Origin of the sequence: Telluria antibiotica (assembly GCF_011682055.1) — a bacterium.
GTDB lineage: Bacteria > Pseudomonadota > Gammaproteobacteria > Burkholderiales > Burkholderiaceae_D > Telluria > Telluria antibiotica.
This window is the reverse complement of record NZ_JAAQOM010000005.1, coordinates 53,308-74,544: the sequence shown is the minus strand read 5'-3', so window position 1 is coordinate 74,544 and position 21,237 is coordinate 53,308. Positions and strand designations below refer to the sequence as shown.

Below are 21,237 nucleotides of genomic sequence, written 5' to 3'. Positions count from 1 at the left end.
ATAGGGAGATTGATCGGATGCTCGTCCCTGACGAGATACGTGTCACGCAACAGCGCTCATGCTTCCCTTCTTTCTGCGGTCACGTCGATCTTTCAGGATGCCGTAGGATCCTTACGAACCGGCGCTGGACGCAACTCGTTCGGCTTGAGTTACTGTAGCGGAATGCGAATCTCTCGCGCTTGTGGCACGGGTTGGAGCAAACTGCCTACATTGTGAAAGCGCGTCATGCCGAGGTTGACTTTGTGTGACAAGCTGGCTTGACAATAAGCTTCGGGGGTGCAAAGCGTTCCATACCTTACTGCGTTGCACCATTCTGGTCAAGATAAATAATTACTTTTTCATGACTTTTGACGGTATGGGTATGCAAGCGTTGTGGTGGGCACGGGGTGCCCACCCTACGGCAATCACCCCACCGCCATCGTGGAAGCGCCGAATCGACGTAGGGTGGGCACCCCCGTGCCCGCCAAGCGCTCGCTCAAGCCGTATCGTCGGGGAGCCACGCACCGGCGCCGGGCCGTGCCACAAGCCGGGACATCCACGCCGCGATGGCAGGATAATCTGGCCGCGAATCCATCGGCGTCTTGCGCCAGCGGTGCGCCGACACGCCCAGCACGACGTCGGCCAGCGAGAACGCCGCGCCCGTCACGTAATCGCCGGACGCCGCCAACTGACGTTCGAGCAGGCCCATCTGCCGGTTCCAGCCAGCGAGGCTCGCGGCGATCTGGTCCGGGTCCTGGTGCGCGGCGCTGCCTCGCACGAGCCCCATGAACGCGTAGCGCCATGCATTGTTCAGCTCAGTCGCCTGCCAGTCCATCCACTGCTCCACCTTCGCCCGGGCCAGCGCATCGCGCGGCAGCAGGCTCGCGGCCGACCCGTCGCCGTAGCGCGTGGCGAGATAGCGGCAGATCGTGTTCGATTCCCAGAGCACGGCTTCGCCGTCGACCAGCACCGGCACCATCGCGTTCGGATTCAGCGCGAGGAACGCCGGGTCCTGCGTCGAGCGAAAGCCGCTGCCCCAGTCCTCCCGTTCGAACGGGACGCCGAGCTCCGCGCAAGTCCACATCACCTTGCGCACATTGATCGAACTTGCCTTGCCGAGAAGCCGCACCATGCCTGCCTCCTAACCATGTCAATTCGACCATTTTAGATTCAAAACGGCAGGCTTGCACGGAGCATGCCGGAAACTACGTACACGCGGTTCGCCGGTTTCGGGTGCGGTCAGCCATAATTTTTGCTAGGATTCGAAAGTTTTCCGAAAAGCCACAGGCAACGTACCCGTGGCGTCCACCACATATCGCATGGCCACTGATAAAGAACTCAACGACTTCCTCGAGAGTGTCGAGCGGCGCGCCTTCAAGCAGGCGGCGTACGCGGTCCGCAAGGACGAGGCAGCGCTCGACATCGTTCAGGACGCCATGATCAAGCTTGCGGAGAAGTACGGCGACAAGCCCCTGGCCGAATTGCCGATGCTTTTTCAGCGCATCCTGCAGAACACGATCCTCGATTACTTCCGCCGCGAAAAGGTCAGGAACACCTGGATCAGCCTCTTCGGAGGCCTCGGCCGCCGGGACGAAGACGACGAGGAATTTGATATACTTGCCTCTTACGAAGCCGAGGAAGGGACGGCCGCCGCCGAGTCGAGCGCGGACCAGGTCGAACGGGCGGAAACCCTGCGATTGATCGAGGAAGAAGTACAAAAGCTACCGGCGCGTCAACGGGAAGCGTTCCTCATGCGTTACTGGCAGGACATGGACGTGGCCGAGACGGCCCAAGCGATGGGATGCTCCGAGGGCAGTGTAAAAACACATTGTTCTCGCGCAACGCATACCCTGCAGAAAGCCCTGGAGGCCAAGGGAATTAAATTATGAACACCGACGACATCAACCTGGCGTACAAAATCCGCCATGCACTGAACGACAACCTCGACAACCTGCCGGCGTCGACGACCGACCGCCTGGCGGCCGCGCGCACACAGGCGCTCGCGCGCAAGAAGGCCGACGCGCCGGCCCGTGCGAAACAGGCGCGCCAGCGCGCCGCGTTCGATGTCGGCTCGCTGTTTTCGATGCAATGGGTGGCGCGCGCCGCCGTCGTGGCCCCGCTGCTGGCGATGGTCGCCGGCATGGTCGGCGTGTACCAGTACGAACACGAGCAGCGCGCCGCCGAACTGGCCGAGCTGGATGCGGCCGTGATGTCCGACGACCTGCCCCTGACGGCCTACACCGACCACGGGTTCAACGCCTACCTGGCACAACAGCAGCAGGCACAGCAACAGCCGCAGCGAGCCCAGTAAAGGATGACGGCTAACAAGCTCAAAGTTGCCGGCGCCGTCGCTGCCGTCGTGCTCGTTGGCGCGGCCATACTGACCATCAACGAGCAAAACGCGTCCCATCCCGCCGCGTCGACGCACGCAGCGGCCGCGGGCGCCGCGCCCGCCACGCATCCCGAACCGTCGCGCGCCACGGGCAGCCGCAAGAGCGGCGACAAGCCCTTGTGGCGCAGCCTCACGCCCGCCCAGCAGGTGGCCCTGCAGCCGTTGCAGGGCGAATGGGACCCGATGGACGGCGTGCGCAAGCAGAAGTGGCTGCAGCTCGCCAACCGCTTCGCCACGATGAACCCGGAAGAACAGGAACGCGTGCACGAACGCATGCGCGAATGGGCCAAGCTGACGCCGGAGCAGCGCGAACTGGCGCGCGAAACCTATACGCGCACGCGCAAGATCGCCCCCGAGCAAAAGAACGCCACGTGGGAAAGCTATCAGCAGTTGCCGGAAGAACAGAAGAAAAAGCTGGCCGCCTCGGCCACCGCACGCAAGACGCCGCGCGTCGTGCCCTCGCAGGCCAACGGCAAGGTCGTCGCGCCGCTGGGCCAGGGGGCGACGTCGTGCCCGGCCGGCATGGTCAAGAACGCGGTGTCCGCGGCCCCGCCGTGCGTGCCGCCACCGGCGCCCGCCACGCCCGCGCCACCACCACCGGTGCAGACGCCCGCTACGCCTCAGCCGGCACCGGAGCCGGAAAAACAGGTGCCGGCAAACTGGGGCATCTCGCCCAACAACGCCTGAGACCCACATGTCCGACACCGCCGGCACCACGCCCAGCATCAAGCGCCGCCTGATCGCGATGGTCTACGAGGCCTTCCTGCTGCTGGCCGTGGACATGCTGGCGGTGGCGCTGTACCTGCTCGTCACGCGCAACAGCCACGCGCCCGTGTTCCAGTTCGGCCTGAAGGTCTGGCTGTTCGTCGTCACGGGCGCTTATTTCACCTGGGGCTGGACCAACAGCGGCCACACGCTGGCGATGAAGACGTGGCGCATGCAGGTCGTGACGAACGGCGGCACCCGCCTGCCGCTGACGACGGCCGTCGTGCGCTACCTGCTGGCCTGGGGCTGGTTCCTGCCCGCCCTCCTCGCCTGCACGGCACTGGGCCTGAAGGACAAGAGCCAGGTCGGTGTCGCCCTCATCGTCGGCATCGTCGGCTGGAGCCTGACGGCCCTGCTCGACCGCGACCGCCAGTTCCTGCACGACCGCCTCGCGGGCACGCGCGTCGTCGCGCTGCCGAAGAAGACGGCGGCCCCTGGAGCCGCACCGGCCGAAGCGTCCTGACTCAGCGCTGCGCCAGCAGCTTGCGGATCGTCGCCTCGGTCTGCGCGTAATCCCCTTCACCGAAGTGCGTGTACACGACCTCTCCCTTTTTATCGACGAGATAGAACGCGGGCCAGAACTGGTTGTTGTACGCGGTCCAGGTGACGTACCGGTTGTCCTGCGCGACCGGGAACGTGATGGCGTTGCGCTGCACGGCCGTCTTGAGGTTGTTCAGGTTGCGCTCGAAGCCGTATTCCGGCGTGTGCACGCCCACGACGACGAGGCCCTGGTCCTTGTACTTGTCGTGCCAGCCTTTCACGTACGGCAGCACGTGCTGGCAGTTGATGCAGTCGTAGGTCCAGAAATCCACGAGCACGACCTTGCCGCGCAACTGCTGCATCGACAGGGGCGCGCTGTTGATCCAGTTGTCGATGCCCGCGAACTCCGGTGCGGGGGCGGCGTGTGCGCTTGCGGCGGCGAAGGTGACGACGGCAGCGGCGAGGGAACGGATGGCGTTGTGCATGGTGAACTCCTTACAGGGTTGGGAAGATGGACGGGACGTGGGCGGCGATCTGCGTGTCGACCTGGAACCAGATGGCGGCCGCGCTGGCCAGCACGAGCACGCCGAACGCGCGCTGCAGCGCAACGGCGTGGCGGGCGACGCCGCGCACGCGTTGCACGATCGCCTGGCCGCCGTGGATCAGCACCAGCATCGGCAGCGCCGCGCCCAGCGCATACAGGCCGATGAGCGTTACGGCTCTCGCCGGATCATGCGCCTGCACGACCAAGGCGAGGATCGACGCGAGCACCGGACCGGCGCAGGGCGTCCACACGGCGCCCAGCGACAGGCCCAGCACGAACGCCCCGCTCTGGCGCGGCACGGCGTCGGCGCCCGTGCCGCGCAGCCGGGTCCACACGAGGCGAACACGTTCGACGAGCAGGTCCCACGGACGCGGCCAGATGCGCAGCAGGCCCGATACGCCCAGCAGCACGATGGCCACGTCGCGCAGCGTCTCCTGCGCCAGCTGCGCGGCGCTCGATACGGCACCCAGCGCCAGCGCGAACGCGGAGAACGACAGCACGAAGCCGGCCACGATCAGCAATGGGCGGCGCCGGTTCACCTGTTCGACGCGGACGCCGAGCAGGAACGGCAGCACGGGCAGCACGCACGGGGACGCCACCGTGGCCAGGCCGGCCAGCAGCGCGAGCGGGGATTCGACCGGGTTCGTCATGGAAGGCTCCTGAATTCGCGAGCCTCCATTGGACGCCCGCCATGTGTGCGCAATGTGTCCGCAACTCCCCGTTTTGTCAGGCCATGTGTCCCGTGCCGCCCTCGACACATTCGGACATAATGACGCCGGTGCGCCGCGCTACAGTAGGCCCCGCAACCATCCGAGGAGCGAGCATGAACGATAACGACCACGTGCTGGTCGTCGACGACGACCGCGGCATCCGCGAACTGGTCGGCGCCTACCTGGAAAAGCAGGGCCTGCGCGTCACCCTGGCCGCCAACGGCCGCGAGATGAAGAACGCGCTGCTGCAGGCGCCGCCCGACCTGATCCTGCTCGACATCATGATGCCCGGCGACGACGGCCTCACGTTGTGCCGCGAACTACGGGCAGGAAAACACCGCGCGATTCCCATCGTGATGCTGACGGCGCGCGACGACGAGACCGACCGCGTCGTCGGCCTGGAACTCGGCGCGGACGACTACGTGCCGAAACCGTTCGCCGTGCGCGAGCTGCTGGCGCGCATCCGCGCCGTGCTGCGCCGCACGCGCATGATGCCGCCGAACCTGCAAGTGACGGAGGCCGCGAAGCTGATCGCGTTCGGCGACTGGCGCCTCGACACGGTCGGGCGCCACCTGCTCGACACGAACGGCGTCGAAGTCGCGATGAGCGGCGCGGAATACCGCCTGCTGCGCGTGTTCGTCGACCACCCGCAGCGCGTGCTGTCGCGCGACCAGCTGCTGGGCCTCACGCACGGCAACGACGCGGAATTCTTCGACCGGTCGATCGACCTGCTCGTGAGCCGCCTGCGCCAGCGCCTGGGCGACGGCGCGCGCGAGCCCCGCTACATCAAGACCCTGCGCAACGAAGGCTATGTATTCTCGGCCGAGGTGACGATCCTCGAGGGCCGGACCGCATGAGCACGCGCCTGGCCGTTCCCTGGCCGCGCAGCCTGTATGCGCGCCTCGCGCTGATCCTGTTCGCCGGGCTCGCGCTGGCGCAGGGGCTGTCCGTCGCGCTCACGTTCACGGAACGCGACCAGGCGACGACGCAGCTGATGATGGGGTATGTGGAGCGCGAGGTGGCGAGCTCCGTCGCCCTGCTCGACCTGCTGCCGGCGGCCGAGCGGCCCGCGTGGCTGCCGCGGCTGGCGCGCCGCAGCTACCGTTTCATCCTCGGCCCGGGCGAGACGATCGGCGCGATGCCCGACGAGAAGCTGTCGGCGCAGATCGCCGCGTCGATCGCGCAAGGCATCGGGCGCAGCTATCCGCTCACCGTGAACGGTCTGGGCGACAGCGGACGCATGCAGGTGCACCTGCGCCTGACGGACGGCTCGCCCTTGACCATCGACGTCGTGCCGATGCGCGGCGTGCCGCTGTCGCCGTGGCTGCCGTACGTGCTCGCGGCGCAGTTGGCGATCCTCGCCGCGTGCTGCTGGCTCGCCGTGCGCCAGGCCGTGCGCCCGCTGCGCACCCTGGCCGAGGCGGCCGATGCGCTCGGCCCCGACCTGCGTCCAGTCGAGCTGCCGGAACGGGGGCCGTCCGAAGTCCTGCGCTCGGCGCGCGCGTTCAACGCCATGCAGCGCCGCATCGCCGCGTACGTCGACGAGCGCGTGCGCATCCTCGCCGCGATCTCGCACGATTTGCAGACGCCCATCACGCGCATGCGCCTGCGCGTGGACCTGATGGACGACGAGGCGCAGCAGCCGCGACTGCGCGCAGACCTCGAGGAATTGCAGGGCCTCGTCAAGGACGGCATCGGCTACGCGCGCGCGATGCACGGCGAGCGGGAGCCAGCGCGCGCCATCGACCTCGACGCGCAGCTCGACAGCCTCGTGCTGGACTACCGCGACGCGGGCAGCGCCGTGACGCTGGAGGGCCGCATCGGCGCGCCCGTGCAGACGCGCCCGAAGGCGTTGCGGCGCATCGTCGGCAACCTCGTCGACAACGCGCTGCGCTACGGCGGCGGCGCGTCCATCGTCGTGGGACGCGACAGCCAGGGCGCGGTGCTCGTGCGCGTGCTGGATAACGGTCCCGGCATCCCCGCCGAGCAGCTGGAAGCCGTGTTCGAGCCGTTCTTCCGGCTCGAGGGGTCGCGCAATCGCGACACGGGCGGCACGGGCCTGGGGCTCGCCATCGCGCGCCAGCTGGCCGGGAGTCTCGGCGGGACGCTCACCCTGCACAACCGGCCCGAGGGTGGGCTAGAGGCACGTCTTACCCTCGCGTAGGGTGGGCTCCCCGAGCCCACCCTACCGAGGCGGCAACGTGGCCTGGGCGTTGTCGGCAAACGCCGGTATGTCGGCCAACCGCCGCGCGACCGCCTCCACATGCTGCGGCCAGCGCGCCAACGGCAAGTCCACGCGTCCCGCGTTCACCGCCTGCGGAAACAGGAACACGTCCGCGAGGCGCGGCGTATCGCGACGCGCGGCGTCACGATCGCATGCGTCTCGGCCAGCACGGCCAGCACGAACGCGCGCACCCACGCCCGCGTCGCCGCTTCGAGCGGCAGCAGCGGCGGCTCGGGATACACCTCGTCCAGGTACTCGACGATGGCCAGCGATTGCGTCAGCAGCACGCCGTCGTCCGTCAGCAGCGCCGGGACGAGCCCTTGCGGATTCACGTCCAGGCAGGCCGGCCGGCGGTTTTCCGCGCTTGCACCCACGATCTCGACGGGAATGCGCTCCACCGCGATTCCTTTCAGCGCGTGGGCGATGCGCACGCGCTGCGGCGGACGAAATGGCGGCGTCGTACGGCTTCATCGGTGACTCCTCACATTAATTATCGCAATAATGATTAGCACAACAAATACCAGCATCGCATCCGAGGATTTTCAAGTACGATAACGGTTATCACGATAATTTTTTCGACACGATGGCAACCGACAACGACACCCCCGCCAAGGCCGCCCGCATGGCGGACTTCATGTGCTTCGCGATCTATTCCACGAACCTCGCGTATTCGCGCGTGTACAAGCCCGTGCTGGACGCGCTGGGCCTCACCTACCCGCAATACCTGGCCATCATCGCCTTGTGGGAAGAAGACGATCAGACAGTGAAGAGCCTCAGCGAAAAGCTGTTCCTGGAACCGAGCACCGTCACCCCGATGCTCAAGCGCCTGGAAGCGATGGGCTACCTCCGCCGCGAACGCGACAAGGAAGACGAGCGCAACGTGCGGATCTCGCTCACGGACGCCGGCCGCGCGCTGCGCGAAAAAGGGCTTGGATTCGGCAAGCAGACGGTCGCCGCGTCTGGCCTGAGCCCGGAAGAGTTCCCCGCGCTGCAGAAGGCCATCGTGCGCCTGCGCGACAACCTGATCGACGCGGCGGGCAAGGCCGCCGACTGACGGGCCGCGCCCTATTTGCCGTAGCCGCTTGCCTTGAGGATCGCGGCCGGATCGCGCAGTTCGAGCAGGTCGCGGATCGCGGCGCGCTTGTCGGCCGCTTGCGCCACGTAGGCTGCGGCGATGCGCATGCCGATCCAGTAGCCGGCCTCGCAAGGCCACCCTGCCGGCGCGGAGCCGCAGTTCGCGAACCAGCGCCGGAACTGGGGGCTGGCGACCCGCTTGTTCACGTCGTCGCGGCTACCGCGGATGGCCTCGCGGTCGCGCTGGAATTCCTGCCACAGCCTGGCTTCCTGCGGGCGCGCCCAGGCGTCGCGATCGAGATGCGGAATCGCACCGGTGACGACGGTCGCCAGGTAATCGGCGCCGCCTTCCCGCAACGCCTGGCTCAGCAACAGATCGGCCAGCGCGGCCGGCGTTTCGTCGGCCTGCCACGTGTGCACCGTTTCGTGCGCGAAGAAGCCGCGCATCGTCGTGCGGAACTGCTCGGGCGTCGTGCCGGGCGGGCAAAGCACCTCGAGGCCGAGCACCTGCCTGCCGTCGCCGGCCGTCCCGCCCGAGTTGTTGGCGCCGAAGACGACGTCGATGGCGGGCAACGGACGTTCCGGCAGCAGGCCCGCAAACGCGAGATAGATGGCGCGCAGGTCGCCGCGCAACGCCGGCAGTTGCGGCAGGCATTCGCGGATCGCGTAGCGGTAGATATCGGGCTTGCTGGCCACGACTGCGGCAAGATGCCGTGCATCGCGGATCCGTAACGGCGTGAAGACCTTCACGCCCGGCCCCGCCCCATCCAGATAGTCGCGCTGCAGCGTAGCGGCCGTCGGCACGGCGCCATCCCGCATGAGACGCGCGAAACGCAGCGCGTCGCGCGCGTCGACGTCGATCGTCAGCGGATCGACGCCCGCGGCACGCACGATGCCCGTCCACAGCGTCAGCACGGTCAGCAGGCGCTTACCGATCTTCATCCGTCGATCCTTTTGTAGCAGGCGTTGCCTGTCCGTCAAATCAGAAGCGCTCGGTCTCGTGCAGATAGCGCCAGCGCCCGGACGGCAACTGGCCCAGCGCGACGCGCCCGATGCGCAGGCGGCGCAGCGCCTTGACGGTCAAGCCGACGTCCGCGCACATGGCGGCCACCTGCCCCGGCCGGACGTCCTTGCCGGCCAGGCGCAGCCGCGCCTCGCTCTGCCAGCTGGCCTTCAGCGGGACGGTCGCCCTGCCCTGCACGCGCATGCCGGCGTTCAGGCGGGACAAGCCATCCTCTTGAATGGCGCCCGTCACCTCGGCCACGTATTCCTGTTCGACGCGCGCGCCGTCCTCGACCAGCTTGCGCGTCACGCGCCAGTCCTGGCTCAGCACGACCAGGCCGCTCGCTTCCGGCTCCAGCGGCGTGACGACGGTGAGCCGCGCCAGGTGCCGGCGCAGGAAGCGCGTGTCGCCGCCTGCCGCCAGCGTCTCCGGCGCGATCAGCGCCAGCGCGCCGGCCGCATCGACGCCGGCCGGTTTGTGCAGGACGATCGTCACGGGCGCGGGCTCCACGGGTTGCGCGCCCGGCAGCAGTGCCACCGCTTGCGCAGGCGTCACGCGCGTGGCCGGGTCTTCGACGACGGCGCCGTCGACCGTCACCCAGCCGCCCGCGATATAGCGCTCGGCTTCGCCGCGCGAGCACGGCACGATCTCGGCCACGCGCTTGGCCAGGCGGATACCTTCGTCACTCATTGTGCTTTCCAGTCGCGGAAGAAGGATTCGAATGCGGCGACGGTCGTGCGCACGTCGGCGCTCGAGACGTCCAGGTGCGTCACGAGGCGCGTGTGCGGCGCGATCGACGCGCGGATGCCCTGGCGCGCCAGCGCGTCGCGCAGGGCCGCGCACGCGGCTTCCGGGATCTCGACGTAGAAGATGTTCGTCTGCGGCGCCGTGACCTTCAAAGCCTCGATGCGTGCGAGGCCCGCGGACAAGTCGGCCGCGTTTTGATGGTCCTCCGCGAGGCGCGCGCCATTGTGCTCCAGCGCGTGATGCGCGGCGGCCGCGATGACGCCGGCCTGGCGCATCCCGCCGCCCAGCATCTTGCGCCAGCGCTTGCCCTGCTCGATGAACGCCTTCGGCCCAAGCAGCACCGAGCCGACCGGCGCGCCGAGGCCTTTCGACAGGCACACGGACACGGTATCGAAACCGGCCGCCGCGTCGCGCAGCGCGATGCCCTGCTTGACCGCGGCATTGCAGATGCGCGCGCCGTCCAGGTGCGTGGCGAGGCCTTGCGCATGCGCGAAGTCCGTCGCGGCTTTCACGTAGGCCTGCGGCAGCACGCGCCCGCCGATCGTGTTTTCCAGCGCGAGCACGCGCGTGCGCGCGAAGTGCATGTCGTCCGGCTTGATGTACGCGGCGATGTCGGCGATGGCGATGCTGCCGTCCGGCTGGTTCGCGATGGGCTGCGGCTGGATCGAACCCAGCACGGCGGCGCCGCCGCCTTCGTACTTGTACGTGTGCGCTTCCTGGCCGACGAGGTATTCGTCGCCGCGGCCGCAATGCGTCATCAGCGCGATGAGGTTCGTCTGCGTGCCGGTCGGTGCGAACAGGCCCGCTTCGAAGCCGAACAACTCCGCGGCGTAGTCCTGCAGGCGGTTGACGGTGGGGTCGTCGCCATAGACGTCGTCGCCGACGGACGCCGCCGCCATCGCGGCCCGCATCGCGGCGGACGGCTGGGTGACGGTGTCGCTGCGCAGGTCGATCCAGCGGTCGTGGTGGTCGCTCATGGGAGTTTCAAACGGTCGATGGTTCGGTGTAGAAGCGCGAGGAGAGTTCTTCGAGGCCCACTTCGGCCAGCACCTGCTGCAGGCGCTCGGCCGGCCGGCGGCGCGGCAGGTTCTTGTACGTCGCGACGATCAACTCGTTCTTCATCGAGTGCTCCCAGCCCACCAGTTCCGTGACGGTGACCTGATAGCCGTGCGCCTCCAGCTGCAGGCAGCGCAGCACGTTCGTGATCTGGCTGCCGAATTCGCGCGTGTGGATCGGGTGGCGCCAGATTTCCGTGAGCGCACTGCGGCCCAGATCCTTGCTTTTGTTCTTGCGCAGCACGGACGCGACTTCGGCCTGGCAGCACGGCACCAGCACGATGTGCTTCGCGTGCTTCTTCAGCGCGAAGTCGATGGCGTCGTCCGTCGCCGTGTTGCAGGCGTGGAGCGCCGTCACCACGTCGATCGTGGGCGGAAGCTTGTCGGACTCGGTCGACTCCGCGACGGACAGGTTCAGGAACGACATGCCGGGGAAGCCCAGGCGCGCGGCCAGCTCCGCCGACTTCTGCACGAGTTCTTCGCGCGTCTCGATGCCGTAGATGTGGCCTGCGTTCTCGCGTCCCTTGAAGAACAGGTCGTACAAAATGAAGCCAAGGTAGGACTTGCCGGCGCCGTGGTCGACGACGGTCGCGGCTTCGCCGACGTCCTTCAGCAGAGGCTCGATGAACTGCACGAGGTGATACACCTGCTTCAGCTTGCGGCGGCTGTCCTGGTTCAGCTTCCCGTCGCGCGTGAGGATGTGCAGTTCCTTCAGCAGTTCGATCGACTGGCCCGGCTTGATTTCCGGGGCCAGCTGGTAGATCGTCTGGGCTTCTTTTTTACTTTGCTTCATCGATCCATGCCGCCTGAATGGCTTCCAGTACGCGCTCGCCGCCACGCGTGCGGTCGTCGTCGAAGCCGTCCAGCGCGACGACCCAGTTATGCAGGTCGACGAAGCGCACGGTGGCCGGATCGACGTCCGGGTAGGTTTCGTACAAGGCCTCGGCGATGGCCGTGACATCGGTCCACTTCATGGAATCCTCCGTCGTGATCAGTGATTCTCGGCTGCGTGGTTGATCGTGTACTTCGGGATCTCGACGACGAGGTCCTCGTCGGCGATGATCGCCTGGCAGGACAGGCGCGAGTTCGGCTCGAGGCCCCATGCCTTGTCGAGCATGTCCTCTTCCTTTTCCTCCTGCTCGTTCAGCGAATCGAAGCCTTCGCGCACGATCACGTGGCACGTCGTGCACGCGCACACGCGGTCGCAGGCGTGCTCGATCTCGATGTCGTTCTCGAGCAGCGTGTCGCAGATCGACTTGCCGCTCTGGCCTTCGAGCACGGCGCCTTCGGGGCAGAAGACGGGATGGGGGAGGATGACGATTTGTGGCACTTCTTGACCTCTTGTGTTTTGTCGCCGGCTTTTGGTGGGCTCGGGGAGCCCACCCTACGGCCGTCCGTTACATGTCGTAGGGTGGGCACCCTGTGCCCACCATGATGTCATACCTGATCGAGCGCTTTACCTGCCAATACCTTGCGCACGCTCTTGTCCATGCGCCGCGCGGCGAATTCCTCGGTGCCGTGCGCCAGCGCCTGCACGGCGTCGTGCAATGCGTTCTGGCGCGCGCCGGCGTCGATGTCCGTATCGTTCGACCGCATCATCGCGTCGCGCACCGCGTGCACCAGCTGCGCGACCGCGGTCTGCTCTTCGTCGTTCAGCAGGTCGGCGTCCGTGTCGAGCGCGGACTGCGTCGCGAGCAGGATGCGCTCGGCCTCGACCTGTTCCTCGCGCAGCGCGCGCGCGACCATGTCGACCTGCGCCGAGTTGTACGAATCCTGCAGCATGCGCGCGACCTCTTCGTCGCCGAGGCCGTACGACGGCTTCACGGTGATCGACGCTTCGACGCCGGAACGCGTCTCGCGCGCCGACACCGACAGCAGCCCGTCCGCGTCGACCTGGTACGTGACGCGGATGCGCGCCGCGCCGGCCGCCATCGGCGGGATGCCGCGCAGCTCGAAGCGCGCCAGCGAACGGCAGTCGGACACGAGCTCGCGCTCGCCCTGCACCACGTGCACCGCGAGGGCCGTCTGGCCATCCTTGAACGTCGTGAATTCCTGCGCGCGGGCGCACGGGATCGTCGAGTTGCGCGGGATGATCTTCTCGACGAGGCCACCCATCGTCTCGATGCCGAGCGACAGCGGGATCACGTCCAGCAGCAGCCAGTCGTCGCCTGCGGCGCGGTTACCGGCGAGGAGGTTCGCCTGGATGGCTGCACCCAGCGCGACGACCTTGTCCGGGTCGATGTTCGCGTGCGGGATCGTCTTAAAAAAGTCGCCGACGGCACGGCGGATGTGCGGCATGCGCGTGGCGCCGCCGACGAGCACGACGCCATCGACGTCCTCGACGGACACGTTCGCGTCGCGCATCGCCTTGCGCACGGCATTCATCGTCTTCGCGACGAGCGGCTGCGTGATCTCGGCGAAGGTCTTCGCGGTGACGGTCACCTGCACGACCTCGCCCGATTTCAGGATCGCCTCGACGGTCGTCTCTTCGTTCGTCGACAGCAGTTCCTTGGCCTGGCGCGACTTCACCATCAACGTGGCGGTGTCGAGTTCCGACAGCGGCGCGAGGCCGGCCTGCTGCGTGATGTAGCAGAACAGGCGCTGGTCGAAATCATCGCCGCCGAGCGCGGAATCGCCGCCCGTGGACAGCACTTCGAACACGCCTTTCGACAGCTTCAGGATCGAGATGTCGAACGTGCCGCCGCCCAGGTCGTACACGGCGAACACGCCTTCCTTGCCGTGGTCGAGGCCATACGCGATGGCGGCGGCCGTCGGCTCGGACAGCAGGCGCAATACGTTCAGGCCGGCCAGTTGCGCGGCGTCCTTCGTGGCCTGGCGCTGCGCGTCGTCGAAGTACGCGGGCACCGTAATCACCGCGCCGACCAGCTCGTCGCCCAGCGCGTCTTCCGCCGTCTGGCGCAACGTGGCCAGGATTTGCGCGGACACTTCGACCGGGGACTTCACGCCGGCGACGGTCTTCAATTGCACCATACCCGGAGCATCGACAAAGTCGTAGGGCATGTTCTCCGCGTGCGCGATGTCCTTCAGGCCGCGGCCCATGAAGCGCTTGACGGAGACGATGGTGTTCTTCGGATCGGTGGTGCGGGCCGCCATGGCCTTGTAGCCGATGTTGGCGTGGCCGTTCGCGAGGTAGCGCACGATCGATGGCAGCAGCGAGCGGCCGTCCTCGTCGGTCAGCACTTCCGGAATCGAGTGACGCACGGTCGCGACGAGGGAATTGGTGGTGCCCAGGTCGATGCCCACCGCCAGCCGGTGCTGGTGCGGCGCGGTCGACATGCCGGGTTCGGAGATCTGCAGTAGTGCCATGGTCGTGTTACCTAATCTTCTTGTTAGATACTGTCGCAAATTGCGTAGGGTGGGCATCCCATGCCCACGCGGATGCCAACGTGTCGCCGGCGTTCGCGTGGGCACGGGGTGCCCACCCTACGGAACTCGTCACCTCAGCTCTCCAATGCCTCGAACGCGTAATGCAACTCGTCGCCGAACTTATCGAGGAACATCAGCGCCCGCACGCCCTGCGCCGCCTGCGGATAATCGCCCGCGTCGAGCAGCTTGCCGACCTGCGTGAGGCGCTGCTTGCGCTCGTTGCGGATGCGCGCATCCAGCTCGTCGAGCGCCTCGGCATCCTTCGCGGCGCGCGCATCGGACAGCGCTTCGCGCAGCTCCATCTGCTCCATCAGGAAGTCCATCGGCATCGCCGTGTTCGATTCCGTCTGCAGGTCGACGCCGTTCAACTCGCACAGGTAGCGCGCACGCAGCATCGGATTCTTCAGCGTTTGATAGGCCTCGTTGGCGCGCGTGGCCCATTGCATCGCAACGCGTTTTTCCGCGTCGCTCGCGTTCACGAAGCGGTCGGGATGGACGCGGCCCTGGACTTCGCGATAAGCGGCATCCAGCGCCTCCATGTCGACGTCGAACCTGGCCGGCAGCTGGAACAGCTCGAAGTGGTTTTGCACGTTCCGGCGCCCCCGGTCAGATGCGGAAGCTTTCGCCGCAACCGCAATTGTCCTTGACGTTCGGGTTGTTGAAGCGGAAGCCTTCGTTCAGGCCTTCGCGGGCGAAATCGAGCTCGGTGCCGTCGATGTACGGCAGACTCTTGGGATCGACGAACACTTTCACGCCGTGCGATTCGAACACGGTGTCTTCCGCGGCCGCCTCGTCGACGTATTCCAGCTTGTAGGCCAGGCCGGAGCAGCCGGTCGTGCGCACGCCGAAACGCAGGCCCACGCCCTTGCCCCGGCGCTCGAGGTAACGGTTGATGTGCTTTGCGGCTTTTTCGGTGAGGGTCACAGCCATTTCTGTTTCTCCAGCTTGAGTGCGATGTATTGCGATGCGGGTGCTTCACGGTGGGCTCGGGGAGCCCACCCTACGAAATTCGATTGCCGTAGGGTGGGCACCCCGTGCCCACCATGCGATCACGCGGCTTTGACGTCTTCAGCGCCGTGCTTCTGCTTGTAGTCGGCAACAGCCGCCTTGATGGCGTCTTCGGCCAGGATCGAGCAGTGGATCTTCACCGGCGGCAGCGCCAGCTCTTCGGCGATCTGCGTGTTCTTGATCGACAGCGCTTCGTCCAGCGACTTGCCCTTGACCCATTCGGTCACGAGCGAGCTCGATGCGATCGCCGAGCCGCAGCCATAGGTCTTGAATTTCGCGTCTTCGATGACGCCCGCTTCGTTGACCTTGATCTGCAGTTTCATCACGTCGCCGCAGGCCGGTGCGCCGACCATGCCGGTGCCGACGTCGTCGGCGTTCTTGTCGAACGAGCCGACGTTGCGCGGGTTTTCGTAGTGGTCGAGGACCTTGTCGGAATATGCCATGGTAGTGCTCCTTGTTCTATGCGATGAGTTAGTGGGCAGCCCACTGGATCGAGTTCAGGTCGATGCCGTCCTTGTGCATTTCCCACAGCGGCGACAGTTCACGCAGCTTGCCGACCTTTTCCTTCAACAGCTTGATGGCGAAGTCGATGTCCTCTTCCGTCGTGAAGCGGCCGATGGTGAAGCGGATCGAGCTGTGTGCCAGTTCGTCACTGCGGCCCAGGGCGCGCAGCACGTACGACGGCTCCAGGCTCGCGGACGTGCAGGCGGAACCCGACGACACGGCGATGTCCTTGATGGCCATGATCAGCGATTCGCCTTCGACGAAGTTGAACGACACGTTCAGGTTGTGCGGCACGCGGTGTTCCATGTCGCCGTTGATGTACACCTCTTCGATCTCCAGCAGGCCCTTGGCCAGGCGGTCGCGCAGCGCCTTGACGCGCGCGAGTTCCGTCGTCATCTCTTCCTTCGCGATGCGGAAGGCTTCGCCCATGCCGACAATCTGGTGCGGCGCCAGCGTGCCCGAACGCAGGCCGCGCTCGTGGCCGCCGCCGTGCATCTGCGCTTCCAGGCGCACGCGCGGCTTGCGGCGCACGTACAGGGCGCCGATGCCTTTCGGACCGTAGGTCTTGTGCGCGGAAAAGCTCATCAGGTCGACCTTCAGCTCTTCCAGGTTGATCTCGACCTTGCCCGTGGCCTGCGCCGCGTCGCTGTGGAAGATGATGCCCTTCTTGCGGCACAGTTCGCCAATTTCCTTGATCGGCTGGACCACGCCGATCTCGTTATTCACGAACATCACGGAGACGAGGATCGTGTCCGGACGGATCGCCGCTTCCAGCTGTTCCAGCGAGATCAGGCCGTTGTCCTGCGGTTCCAGGTAGGTCGCCTCGAAGCCCTGGCGTTCCAGTTCGCGCACGGTGTCGAGCACGGCCTTGTGCTCGGTCTTGACCGTGATGATGTGCTTGCCCTTGCTCTTGTAGAACTGCGCCGCGCCCTTCAGTGCGAGGTTGTTCGATTCCGTCGCGCCCGACGTCCAGATGATCTCGCGCGGATCGGCGCCGACGAGATCGGCAACCTGCGCGCGAGCTTCCTCGACGGCCGCTTCGGCGCTCCAGCCGTACGCGTGGCTGCGCGATGCCGGATTGCCGAACTGCTCGCGCAGGAACGGAATCATCTTGTCGGCCACGCGCGGGTCGATCGGCGTCGTGGCCGAATAATCCATGTAGATCGGGAAATGCGGCGCAGTCGCGAAGCTCTGCTCGATTTTTTGGTCCAAGGGCGCGTTCATCAGTTCACTCCAATATGCTTAGCTTCAGTATTGTCCGACGGCGCGTGGCGGTGCATCACCACGACGTTCTGTTCTTTTTGCTTCTGCTGGTCGACGAGGTCCTGCAGGGTGACGGAATCGAGGAAGTCGACCATCTTCGCATTCAAGGTCGCCCACAGCTCGTGGGTCATGCAGCGGGTGCCGCTGGCGGCATCGGCGCCGTGGCAGTTTTCCTTGCCGCCGCACTGCGTCGCATCGATCGGCTCGTCGACGGCGATGATGATGTCGGCGACGGTCACCTTGTCGGCATTGCGCGCCAGGCTGTAGCCGCCGCCGGGGCCGCGCACCGACTCGACGATCTCGTGCCGGCGCAGCTTGCCGAACAGCTGCTCCAGATAGGACAGCGAAATGGCCTGGCGCTGGCTGATGCCCGACAGCGTGACGGGACCGTTGCCCTGGCGCAGGGCAAGATCGATCATCGCGGTAACAGCAAAACGGCCTTTGGTGGTCAGACGCATCACAACCCCGGTTGTTGTCCAGACAGTGGTAAAATCTTGCTTCTCTTCAATCGACCGGCGTTTTCACCTGCCCTCCGGCCATTCACAAAAGCCGGATTAGTTGATCGATTTAGTCAAGTATAGCGTATTTCGCCATCCTTTGCTTGGCGCCCCAAATTCGGGGTCAGAGCACTTTTCTCGCCAAATTCGGGGTCAGAGCTAATTTTGTGGCAATGGCCTTCGCTACATATCGTCCGGCTCGTTCGCCGTTCAGTCAGCATGCGCCACAGTGCTGCGTTGAGATCGCGGCCATTTCGCCCCGCATGTCGGCCAGTGGGGACCGCCGTAAAAGCGCGGATGCCCGCATGTGGCGTCGAATCTATTCCCAAAAATGTGCTCTGACCCCGAATTTGCCTAAAAAAGTGCTCTGACCCCGAAGTGGGGCTGAATTTGGAGCGTGTCAGCAGCGCAGGAGCAATTGCATTGGCCCGAACAGTTTCTGCATGCCTTCGTGGCGGATAAACGACAGGTTGTATGGATGTTCGGCGTGGATCTGCGGGAAGCCTGCCGTCTCCGGTACCTTCTTCAACTGTTCCGCGATCTTGCCCCACAAGACCAGCGTGGGCTTGTCGGCCCGTTCCGCCAGCGCGGCGAACACGGCGCGCTGGAAGGGCACCCAGGCGCGCGCTTCCTGCACCGGCGGCACGTGCTTGCGGAACACGAGAGCTGCGTTCAACAGCAGGAAGCCGTGGCCCAGCAGGTTGTCCTGCAGCTCGGCCAAGGTCTCGATCGAGCCGTCCGCGTGCGCCGCCTGCGCGACGGGGGCCAGCGCCGCGCCGCCCGTGTCGTCCGGGCTCAACCGGCCCTCGGCCACGAGCAGCATCTTCATGAAGTTGCGCAGCGACGTGGCGCGGTTGACGGGCTTCGACAGCCCCGTGTCCGACCACAAGGGGCCGACCGCCCCATCCATGAAGCACACGCCCGTCGCGCTCCCCTCGCGCGGATACGGCCCCTCGCCCACGAGCACGTAACGCACTTGATCGAACGGCAGCGCGAACGCGGCGAACAGGCGGCCGCCCGTCGGCAGGTAGTGGTCGTCCGCCAGTTGCGGCAGGTAGTCCGGCGTCGCACGCATCATCGCGTCGAGACCGTTCATGAGATGGGGACGCCAGGAAGGATCGGCACGGTCCAGGGCAGCGGCGATGGGCGCGGGAATGGTCATGGTCTCGATGCGAGTCAAAAGGAGCAGATTGTAGCCGAGCCGGCTTCGCACAAGGCCTTTATGTACGGGCTGTTCCGCAAGTCAACGTAGCGTCCGGCCTGCGCGAATTCGTGCATCATGCAACGCCGTGTGAACGCAGCGAAGGAGGTTCAAATGCAGACCATTCAGGATATGATGACCCGCGACGTGCAAAGCATTTCGCCGCAGGAAACCGTGCAGCGCGCCGCGCAGATGATGGATGAGTTGAACGTGGGTTCGATCCCCGTGCTCGACGGCCACAGGCTCGTCGGCATGATCACCGACCGCGACATCACCGTGCGCTCGACGGCGGCCGGCGAGGCGCCGGGGCAGGCGCGCGTGGGCGACGTGATGAGCACCGACGTGCGCACGTGCGCGCCGAACCAGACGGTGGACGAGGTGCTGGGCCAGATGGGCGACGTGCAGATCCGCCGCGTGCCTGTCGTCGACGAGGCGTCGCATGAAGTGGTCGGCATCGTGTCGTTGGGCGATATGGCGGCCAAGCATTCGGCCGGCGTCGACCATACGCTGGAAGAGATCTCGACGCCGGCCGCGCCTGACCGCTCGACTACGGGGTCGCAGACGCGGCACTGACGCCTGACGCCGCCGCGTGGACGCATGCGTGGCGGCGTTCGTGCACTGTAGCGCCGGCCGCCGGCCGTCGACGTGGCTCACGTGGCGGCCGGGCTCTTTATTCCGCGTCCGGCTGGTTGGACGGATGCGCGGCCACGAAGGCCGGGATTTCCACGCAAGCCGCGTTGATGCGCGCGATGTTCGGATACGCGGCGATGTCGACGCCGTTGCGCTGCGCGTTGAACACCTGCGGCACGAGGAAGCAGTCGGCGATGGTCGGCAAATAGCCGTGACACAGCGGCCCCGCGCTGGGGTCGCGCGCGAGGTGCTTCTCCAGCACGTCGAGGCCGCCCACGATCCAGTGGCGGTACCACTGCGTCTTGACCTCTTCCGACAGCCCGAGGTCGTTGACGAGGTAACGCAGCACGCGCAGGTTGTTCACCGGATGGATGTCGCATGCGACGATCTGCGCGAGCTCGCGCACGCGCGCACGCCCGGCCGAGTCCTTCGGCATCAGCGGCACCTCCGGGTACTCGTCCTCCAGGTATTCGAGAATGGCCATCGACTGGGTCAGCGTGATGAAATCGTCCTGGAAGGTGGGGACGAGGCCGCTGGGGTTCATCTTGACGTAGTTTGCTTGCAACTGCTCGCCGCCACCACGCAAGAGGTGCACCGGGACCGCATCGTACTTCAGCCCTTTCAGGTTGAGCGCGATACGCACCCGGTATGCGGCCGAACTGCGGAAATAGGTATAGAGCTTCATTCCTTCCTCCCGTGATAATGTGCAACCTCCTGGTCGATGGCACCGAACAGGCTGGCGCCATCGGCATCGAGCATCTCGATACGGACAGTATCGCCGAAGCGCAGGAACGGTGTGGCGGGCGCGCCCTGCTCGATCGTTTCGTACATGCGCACCTCGGCCAGGCAGCAATAGCCCACGCCGCCGTTGGCGATGCTCGACCCGTGCAAACTGCCCTGCTTGTTCGACACCGTGCCGGAACCGATGATCGATCCGGCGCAGAGTTCGCGTGTCTTCGCGGCGTGCGCGATCAGTTGCGCGAAGCTGAACGTCATGTCGTCGCCCGCGTTCGGCCGGCCGAACGGCTGGTCGTTCAACGTGACGAGCAGCGGCAAGCGCAGCTTGCTGTCGCGCCATGCATCGCCGAGTTCGTCCGGTGTCACGGCCACCGGAGAGAACGCGCTTGCCGGCTTCGACTGGAAGAACCCGAAGCCCTTCTCCAGTTCCTTCGGAATCAGGTTGCGCAGCGACACGTCGTTGACGAGCATGACGAGGCGGATCGCCTGCGCCGCCTGCTCGACCGTCGCGCCCATCGGCACGTCGCCGGTGACGACCGCGACTTCCGCCTCCAGGTCGACGCCCCATTCCTCGGACAGCACGGCGATCGGGTCGCACGGGCCGACGAAGGAATCGGAACCGCCCTGGTACATCAGCGGATCGGTGTAGAACGACGGCGGCACCTGGGCGCCGCGCGCCTTGCGCACGAGTTCCACGTGGTTGATGTACGCGGAGCCGTCGGCCCACTGGTATGCACGCGGCAGCGGTGACGCGCACTCTTCCTCGATGAAGGATTCGGCCGCCGTGGCCTTGCCGGCATTCAGCTGGTCGTAGACCTGCGCGAGACGCGGCGCGACGTGGTCCCAGTCGTCCAGCGCGTGCTGCAGGGTGCGGGCGATCTTGGGGACGGCCTGGCAGGTGACCAGGTCGCGGCTGACGACAACGAGCGTACCGTCGCGGCCGCCCGTCTTCAGGGTAGCGAGTTTCATGGCGTTTCCTTCAAAGCTAAATGTTTCCGCCATTAAAGAGTAAAACGGACTATCATACAAACAATAT

General features: G+C 66.1%; 27 protein-coding genes. 8 read left to right on the top strand and 19 right to left on the bottom strand.

Annotation, left to right across the window (positions count from 1 at the left end; translation table 11 throughout):
- Nucleotides 1-475: 475 nt before the first annotated feature.
- Nucleotides 476-1,111 carry a glutathione S-transferase family protein gene (locus tag HAV22_RS09795; protein ID WP_166858914.1) on the bottom strand — a complete coding sequence of 212 codons (636 nt, stop codon included), beginning with the start codon at nucleotides 1,109-1,111 and terminating at the stop codon, nucleotides 476-478.
- 187 nt (nucleotides 1,112-1,298) lie between these two features.
- On the opposite strand from HAV22_RS09795, the gene HAV22_RS09790 reads away from it, so the two are divergent.
- From HAV22_RS09790 to HAV22_RS09775, 4 genes are read left to right on the top strand one after another with little or no spacing between them, the layout of a single operon-like run.
- Nucleotides 1,299-1,868, top strand: a complete 570-nt coding sequence (locus tag HAV22_RS09790) for an RNA polymerase sigma factor (protein ID WP_166858913.1) — start codon at nucleotides 1,299-1,301, stop codon at nucleotides 1,866-1,868.
- Nucleotides 1,865-2,290: a DUF3619 family protein gene (locus tag HAV22_RS09785; RefSeq protein ID WP_166858912.1), complete on the top strand. Its 426-nt coding sequence runs from the start codon at nucleotides 1,865-1,867 to the stop codon at nucleotides 2,288-2,290. Before HAV22_RS09790 ends, HAV22_RS09785 begins: the two co-directional genes overlap by 4 nt.
- A gap of 3 nt (nucleotides 2,291-2,293) precedes the next feature.
- Nucleotides 2,294-3,058: a DUF3106 domain-containing protein gene (locus HAV22_RS09780; protein ID WP_229421167.1), complete on the top strand. Its 765-nt coding sequence runs from the start codon at nucleotides 2,294-2,296 to the stop codon at nucleotides 3,056-3,058.
- Between the two features lie 7 nt (nucleotides 3,059-3,065).
- The gene (locus tag HAV22_RS09775) at nucleotides 3,066-3,599 is read left to right on the top strand and encodes an RDD family protein (RefSeq protein WP_166858911.1); all 534 of its coding nucleotides are present in this window, start codon (nucleotides 3,066-3,068) and stop codon (nucleotides 3,597-3,599) included.
- A gap of 1 nt (nucleotide 3,600) precedes the next feature.
- On the opposite strand, the gene HAV22_RS09770 is transcribed toward HAV22_RS09775, so the two are convergent.
- Together HAV22_RS09770 and HAV22_RS09765 are read right to left on the bottom strand one after the other, a co-directional pair.
- Nucleotides 3,601-4,101, bottom strand: a complete 501-nt coding sequence (locus tag HAV22_RS09770) for a thioredoxin family protein (RefSeq protein ID WP_166858910.1) — start codon at nucleotides 4,099-4,101, stop codon at nucleotides 3,601-3,603.
- Nucleotides 4,102-4,111: 10 nt separating this feature from the next.
- The gene (locus HAV22_RS09765) at nucleotides 4,112-4,810 is read right to left on the bottom strand and encodes a cytochrome c biogenesis CcdA family protein (protein ID WP_166858909.1); all 699 of its coding nucleotides are present in this window, start codon (nucleotides 4,808-4,810) and stop codon (nucleotides 4,112-4,114) included.
- A gap of 173 nt (nucleotides 4,811-4,983) precedes the next feature.
- Between HAV22_RS09765 and HAV22_RS09760 the strand changes: the two genes are divergently transcribed.
- Nucleotides 4,984-5,727, top strand: a complete 744-nt coding sequence (locus HAV22_RS09760) for a response regulator (RefSeq protein ID WP_166858908.1) — start codon at nucleotides 4,984-4,986, stop codon at nucleotides 5,725-5,727.
- Complete coding sequence (locus HAV22_RS09755) at nucleotides 5,724-7,034, top strand: ATP-binding protein (RefSeq protein WP_166858907.1); 1,311 nt, start codon at nucleotides 5,724-5,726, stop codon at nucleotides 7,032-7,034. The genes HAV22_RS09760 and HAV22_RS09755 overlap by 4 nt, the downstream gene beginning before the upstream one ends.
- 143 nt (nucleotides 7,035-7,177) lie before the next feature.
- Here the strand turns inward: HAV22_RS09755 and HAV22_RS09750 are convergent, their stop codons facing one another.
- On the bottom strand, nucleotides 7,178-7,525 hold the full coding sequence (locus HAV22_RS09750) for a glutathione S-transferase N-terminal domain-containing protein (protein WP_208296132.1): 348 nt from the start codon (nucleotides 7,523-7,525) through the stop codon (nucleotides 7,178-7,180).
- Between the two features lie 152 nt (nucleotides 7,526-7,677).
- Between HAV22_RS09750 and HAV22_RS09745 the strand changes: the two genes are divergently transcribed.
- Nucleotides 7,678-8,148: a MarR family winged helix-turn-helix transcriptional regulator gene (locus HAV22_RS09745; RefSeq protein WP_166858906.1), complete on the top strand. Its 471-nt coding sequence runs from the start codon at nucleotides 7,678-7,680 to the stop codon at nucleotides 8,146-8,148.
- Nucleotides 8,149-8,159: 11 nt separating this feature from the next.
- Here the strand turns inward: HAV22_RS09745 and HAV22_RS09740 are convergent, their stop codons facing one another.
- The 13 genes from HAV22_RS09740 to HAV22_RS09680 form a co-directional block, all read right to left on the bottom strand.
- Complete coding sequence (locus HAV22_RS09740) at nucleotides 8,160-9,110, bottom strand: DUF2268 domain-containing putative Zn-dependent protease (RefSeq protein WP_166858905.1); 951 nt, start codon at nucleotides 9,108-9,110, stop codon at nucleotides 8,160-8,162.
- A gap of 40 nt (nucleotides 9,111-9,150) precedes the next feature.
- Entirely contained in the window at nucleotides 9,151-9,861 is a 711-nt protein-coding gene (locus HAV22_RS09735; RefSeq protein ID WP_166858904.1) for an RNA pseudouridine synthase, read from the bottom strand.
- Nucleotides 9,858-10,895, bottom strand: a complete 1,038-nt coding sequence (ltaE, locus tag HAV22_RS09730; RefSeq protein ID WP_166858903.1) for a low-specificity L-threonine aldolase — start codon at nucleotides 10,893-10,895, stop codon at nucleotides 9,858-9,860. Before ltaE ends, HAV22_RS09735 begins: the two co-directional genes overlap by 4 nt.
- Nucleotides 10,896-10,902: 7 nt before the next feature.
- The gene (locus tag HAV22_RS09725) at nucleotides 10,903-11,766 is read right to left on the bottom strand and encodes a class I SAM-dependent methyltransferase (RefSeq protein ID WP_166858902.1); all 864 of its coding nucleotides are present in this window, start codon (nucleotides 11,764-11,766) and stop codon (nucleotides 10,903-10,905) included.
- Complete coding sequence (gene iscX, locus HAV22_RS09720) at nucleotides 11,753-11,947, bottom strand: Fe-S cluster assembly protein IscX (RefSeq protein WP_166858901.1); 195 nt, start codon at nucleotides 11,945-11,947, stop codon at nucleotides 11,753-11,755. Before iscX ends, HAV22_RS09725 begins: the two co-directional genes overlap by 14 nt.
- A 17-nt stretch (nucleotides 11,948-11,964) precedes the next feature.
- A complete protein-coding gene (gene fdx / locus HAV22_RS09715) occupies nucleotides 11,965-12,303 on the bottom strand; it encodes an ISC system 2Fe-2S type ferredoxin (protein ID WP_166858900.1) in 339 nt (112 codons plus the stop codon).
- 107 nt (nucleotides 12,304-12,410) lie between these two features.
- Nucleotides 12,411-14,300: a Fe-S protein assembly chaperone HscA gene (gene hscA / locus HAV22_RS09710; protein ID WP_166858899.1), complete on the bottom strand. Its 1,890-nt coding sequence runs from the start codon at nucleotides 14,298-14,300 to the stop codon at nucleotides 12,411-12,413.
- A 134-nt stretch (nucleotides 14,301-14,434) separates the two neighbouring features.
- The gene (gene hscB / locus HAV22_RS09705; RefSeq protein ID WP_166858898.1) at nucleotides 14,435-14,950 is read right to left on the bottom strand and encodes a Fe-S protein assembly co-chaperone HscB; all 516 of its coding nucleotides are present in this window, start codon (nucleotides 14,948-14,950) and stop codon (nucleotides 14,435-14,437) included.
- Nucleotides 14,951-14,966: 16 nt separating this feature from the next.
- On the bottom strand, nucleotides 14,967-15,290 hold the full coding sequence (gene iscA / locus HAV22_RS09700; protein ID WP_166858897.1) for an iron-sulfur cluster assembly protein IscA: 324 nt from the start codon (nucleotides 15,288-15,290) through the stop codon (nucleotides 14,967-14,969).
- 119 nt (nucleotides 15,291-15,409) lie between these two features.
- Nucleotides 15,410-15,811, bottom strand: a complete 402-nt coding sequence (iscU, locus tag HAV22_RS09695) for a Fe-S cluster assembly scaffold IscU (protein WP_166858896.1) — start codon at nucleotides 15,809-15,811, stop codon at nucleotides 15,410-15,412.
- Between the two features lie 28 nt (nucleotides 15,812-15,839).
- On the bottom strand, nucleotides 15,840-17,096 hold the full coding sequence (locus HAV22_RS09690) for an IscS subfamily cysteine desulfurase (protein WP_166858895.1): 1,257 nt from the start codon (nucleotides 17,094-17,096) through the stop codon (nucleotides 15,840-15,842).
- A complete protein-coding gene (iscR, locus tag HAV22_RS09685; RefSeq protein ID WP_166858894.1) occupies nucleotides 17,096-17,593 on the bottom strand; it encodes a Fe-S cluster assembly transcriptional regulator IscR in 498 nt (165 codons plus the stop codon). The genes HAV22_RS09690 and iscR overlap by 1 nt, the downstream gene beginning before the upstream one ends.
- 439 nt (nucleotides 17,594-18,032) lie before the next feature.
- Nucleotides 18,033-18,794, bottom strand: coding sequence for a uracil-DNA glycosylase family protein (locus HAV22_RS09680; RefSeq protein ID WP_166858893.1), 762 nt, complete (start codon nucleotides 18,792-18,794; stop codon nucleotides 18,033-18,035).
- 153 nt (nucleotides 18,795-18,947) lie between these two features.
- Here HAV22_RS09680 and HAV22_RS09675 point away from each other — a divergent pair, with 153 nt between their 5' ends.
- Complete coding sequence (locus tag HAV22_RS09675) at nucleotides 18,948-19,406, top strand: CBS domain-containing protein (protein ID WP_166858892.1); 459 nt, start codon at nucleotides 18,948-18,950, stop codon at nucleotides 19,404-19,406.
- Nucleotides 19,407-19,503: 97 nt separating this feature from the next.
- Here the strand turns inward: HAV22_RS09675 and maiA are convergent, their stop codons facing one another.
- Nucleotides 19,504-20,148 carry a maleylacetoacetate isomerase gene (maiA, locus tag HAV22_RS09670; protein WP_166858891.1) on the bottom strand — a complete coding sequence of 215 codons (645 nt, stop codon included), beginning with the start codon at nucleotides 20,146-20,148 and terminating at the stop codon, nucleotides 19,504-19,506.
- Complete coding sequence (locus tag HAV22_RS09665; RefSeq protein ID WP_166858890.1) at nucleotides 20,145-21,170, bottom strand: fumarylacetoacetate hydrolase family protein; 1,026 nt, start codon at nucleotides 21,168-21,170, stop codon at nucleotides 20,145-20,147. Before HAV22_RS09665 ends, maiA begins: the two co-directional genes overlap by 4 nt.
- Nucleotides 21,171-21,237 lie beyond the last annotated feature (67 nt).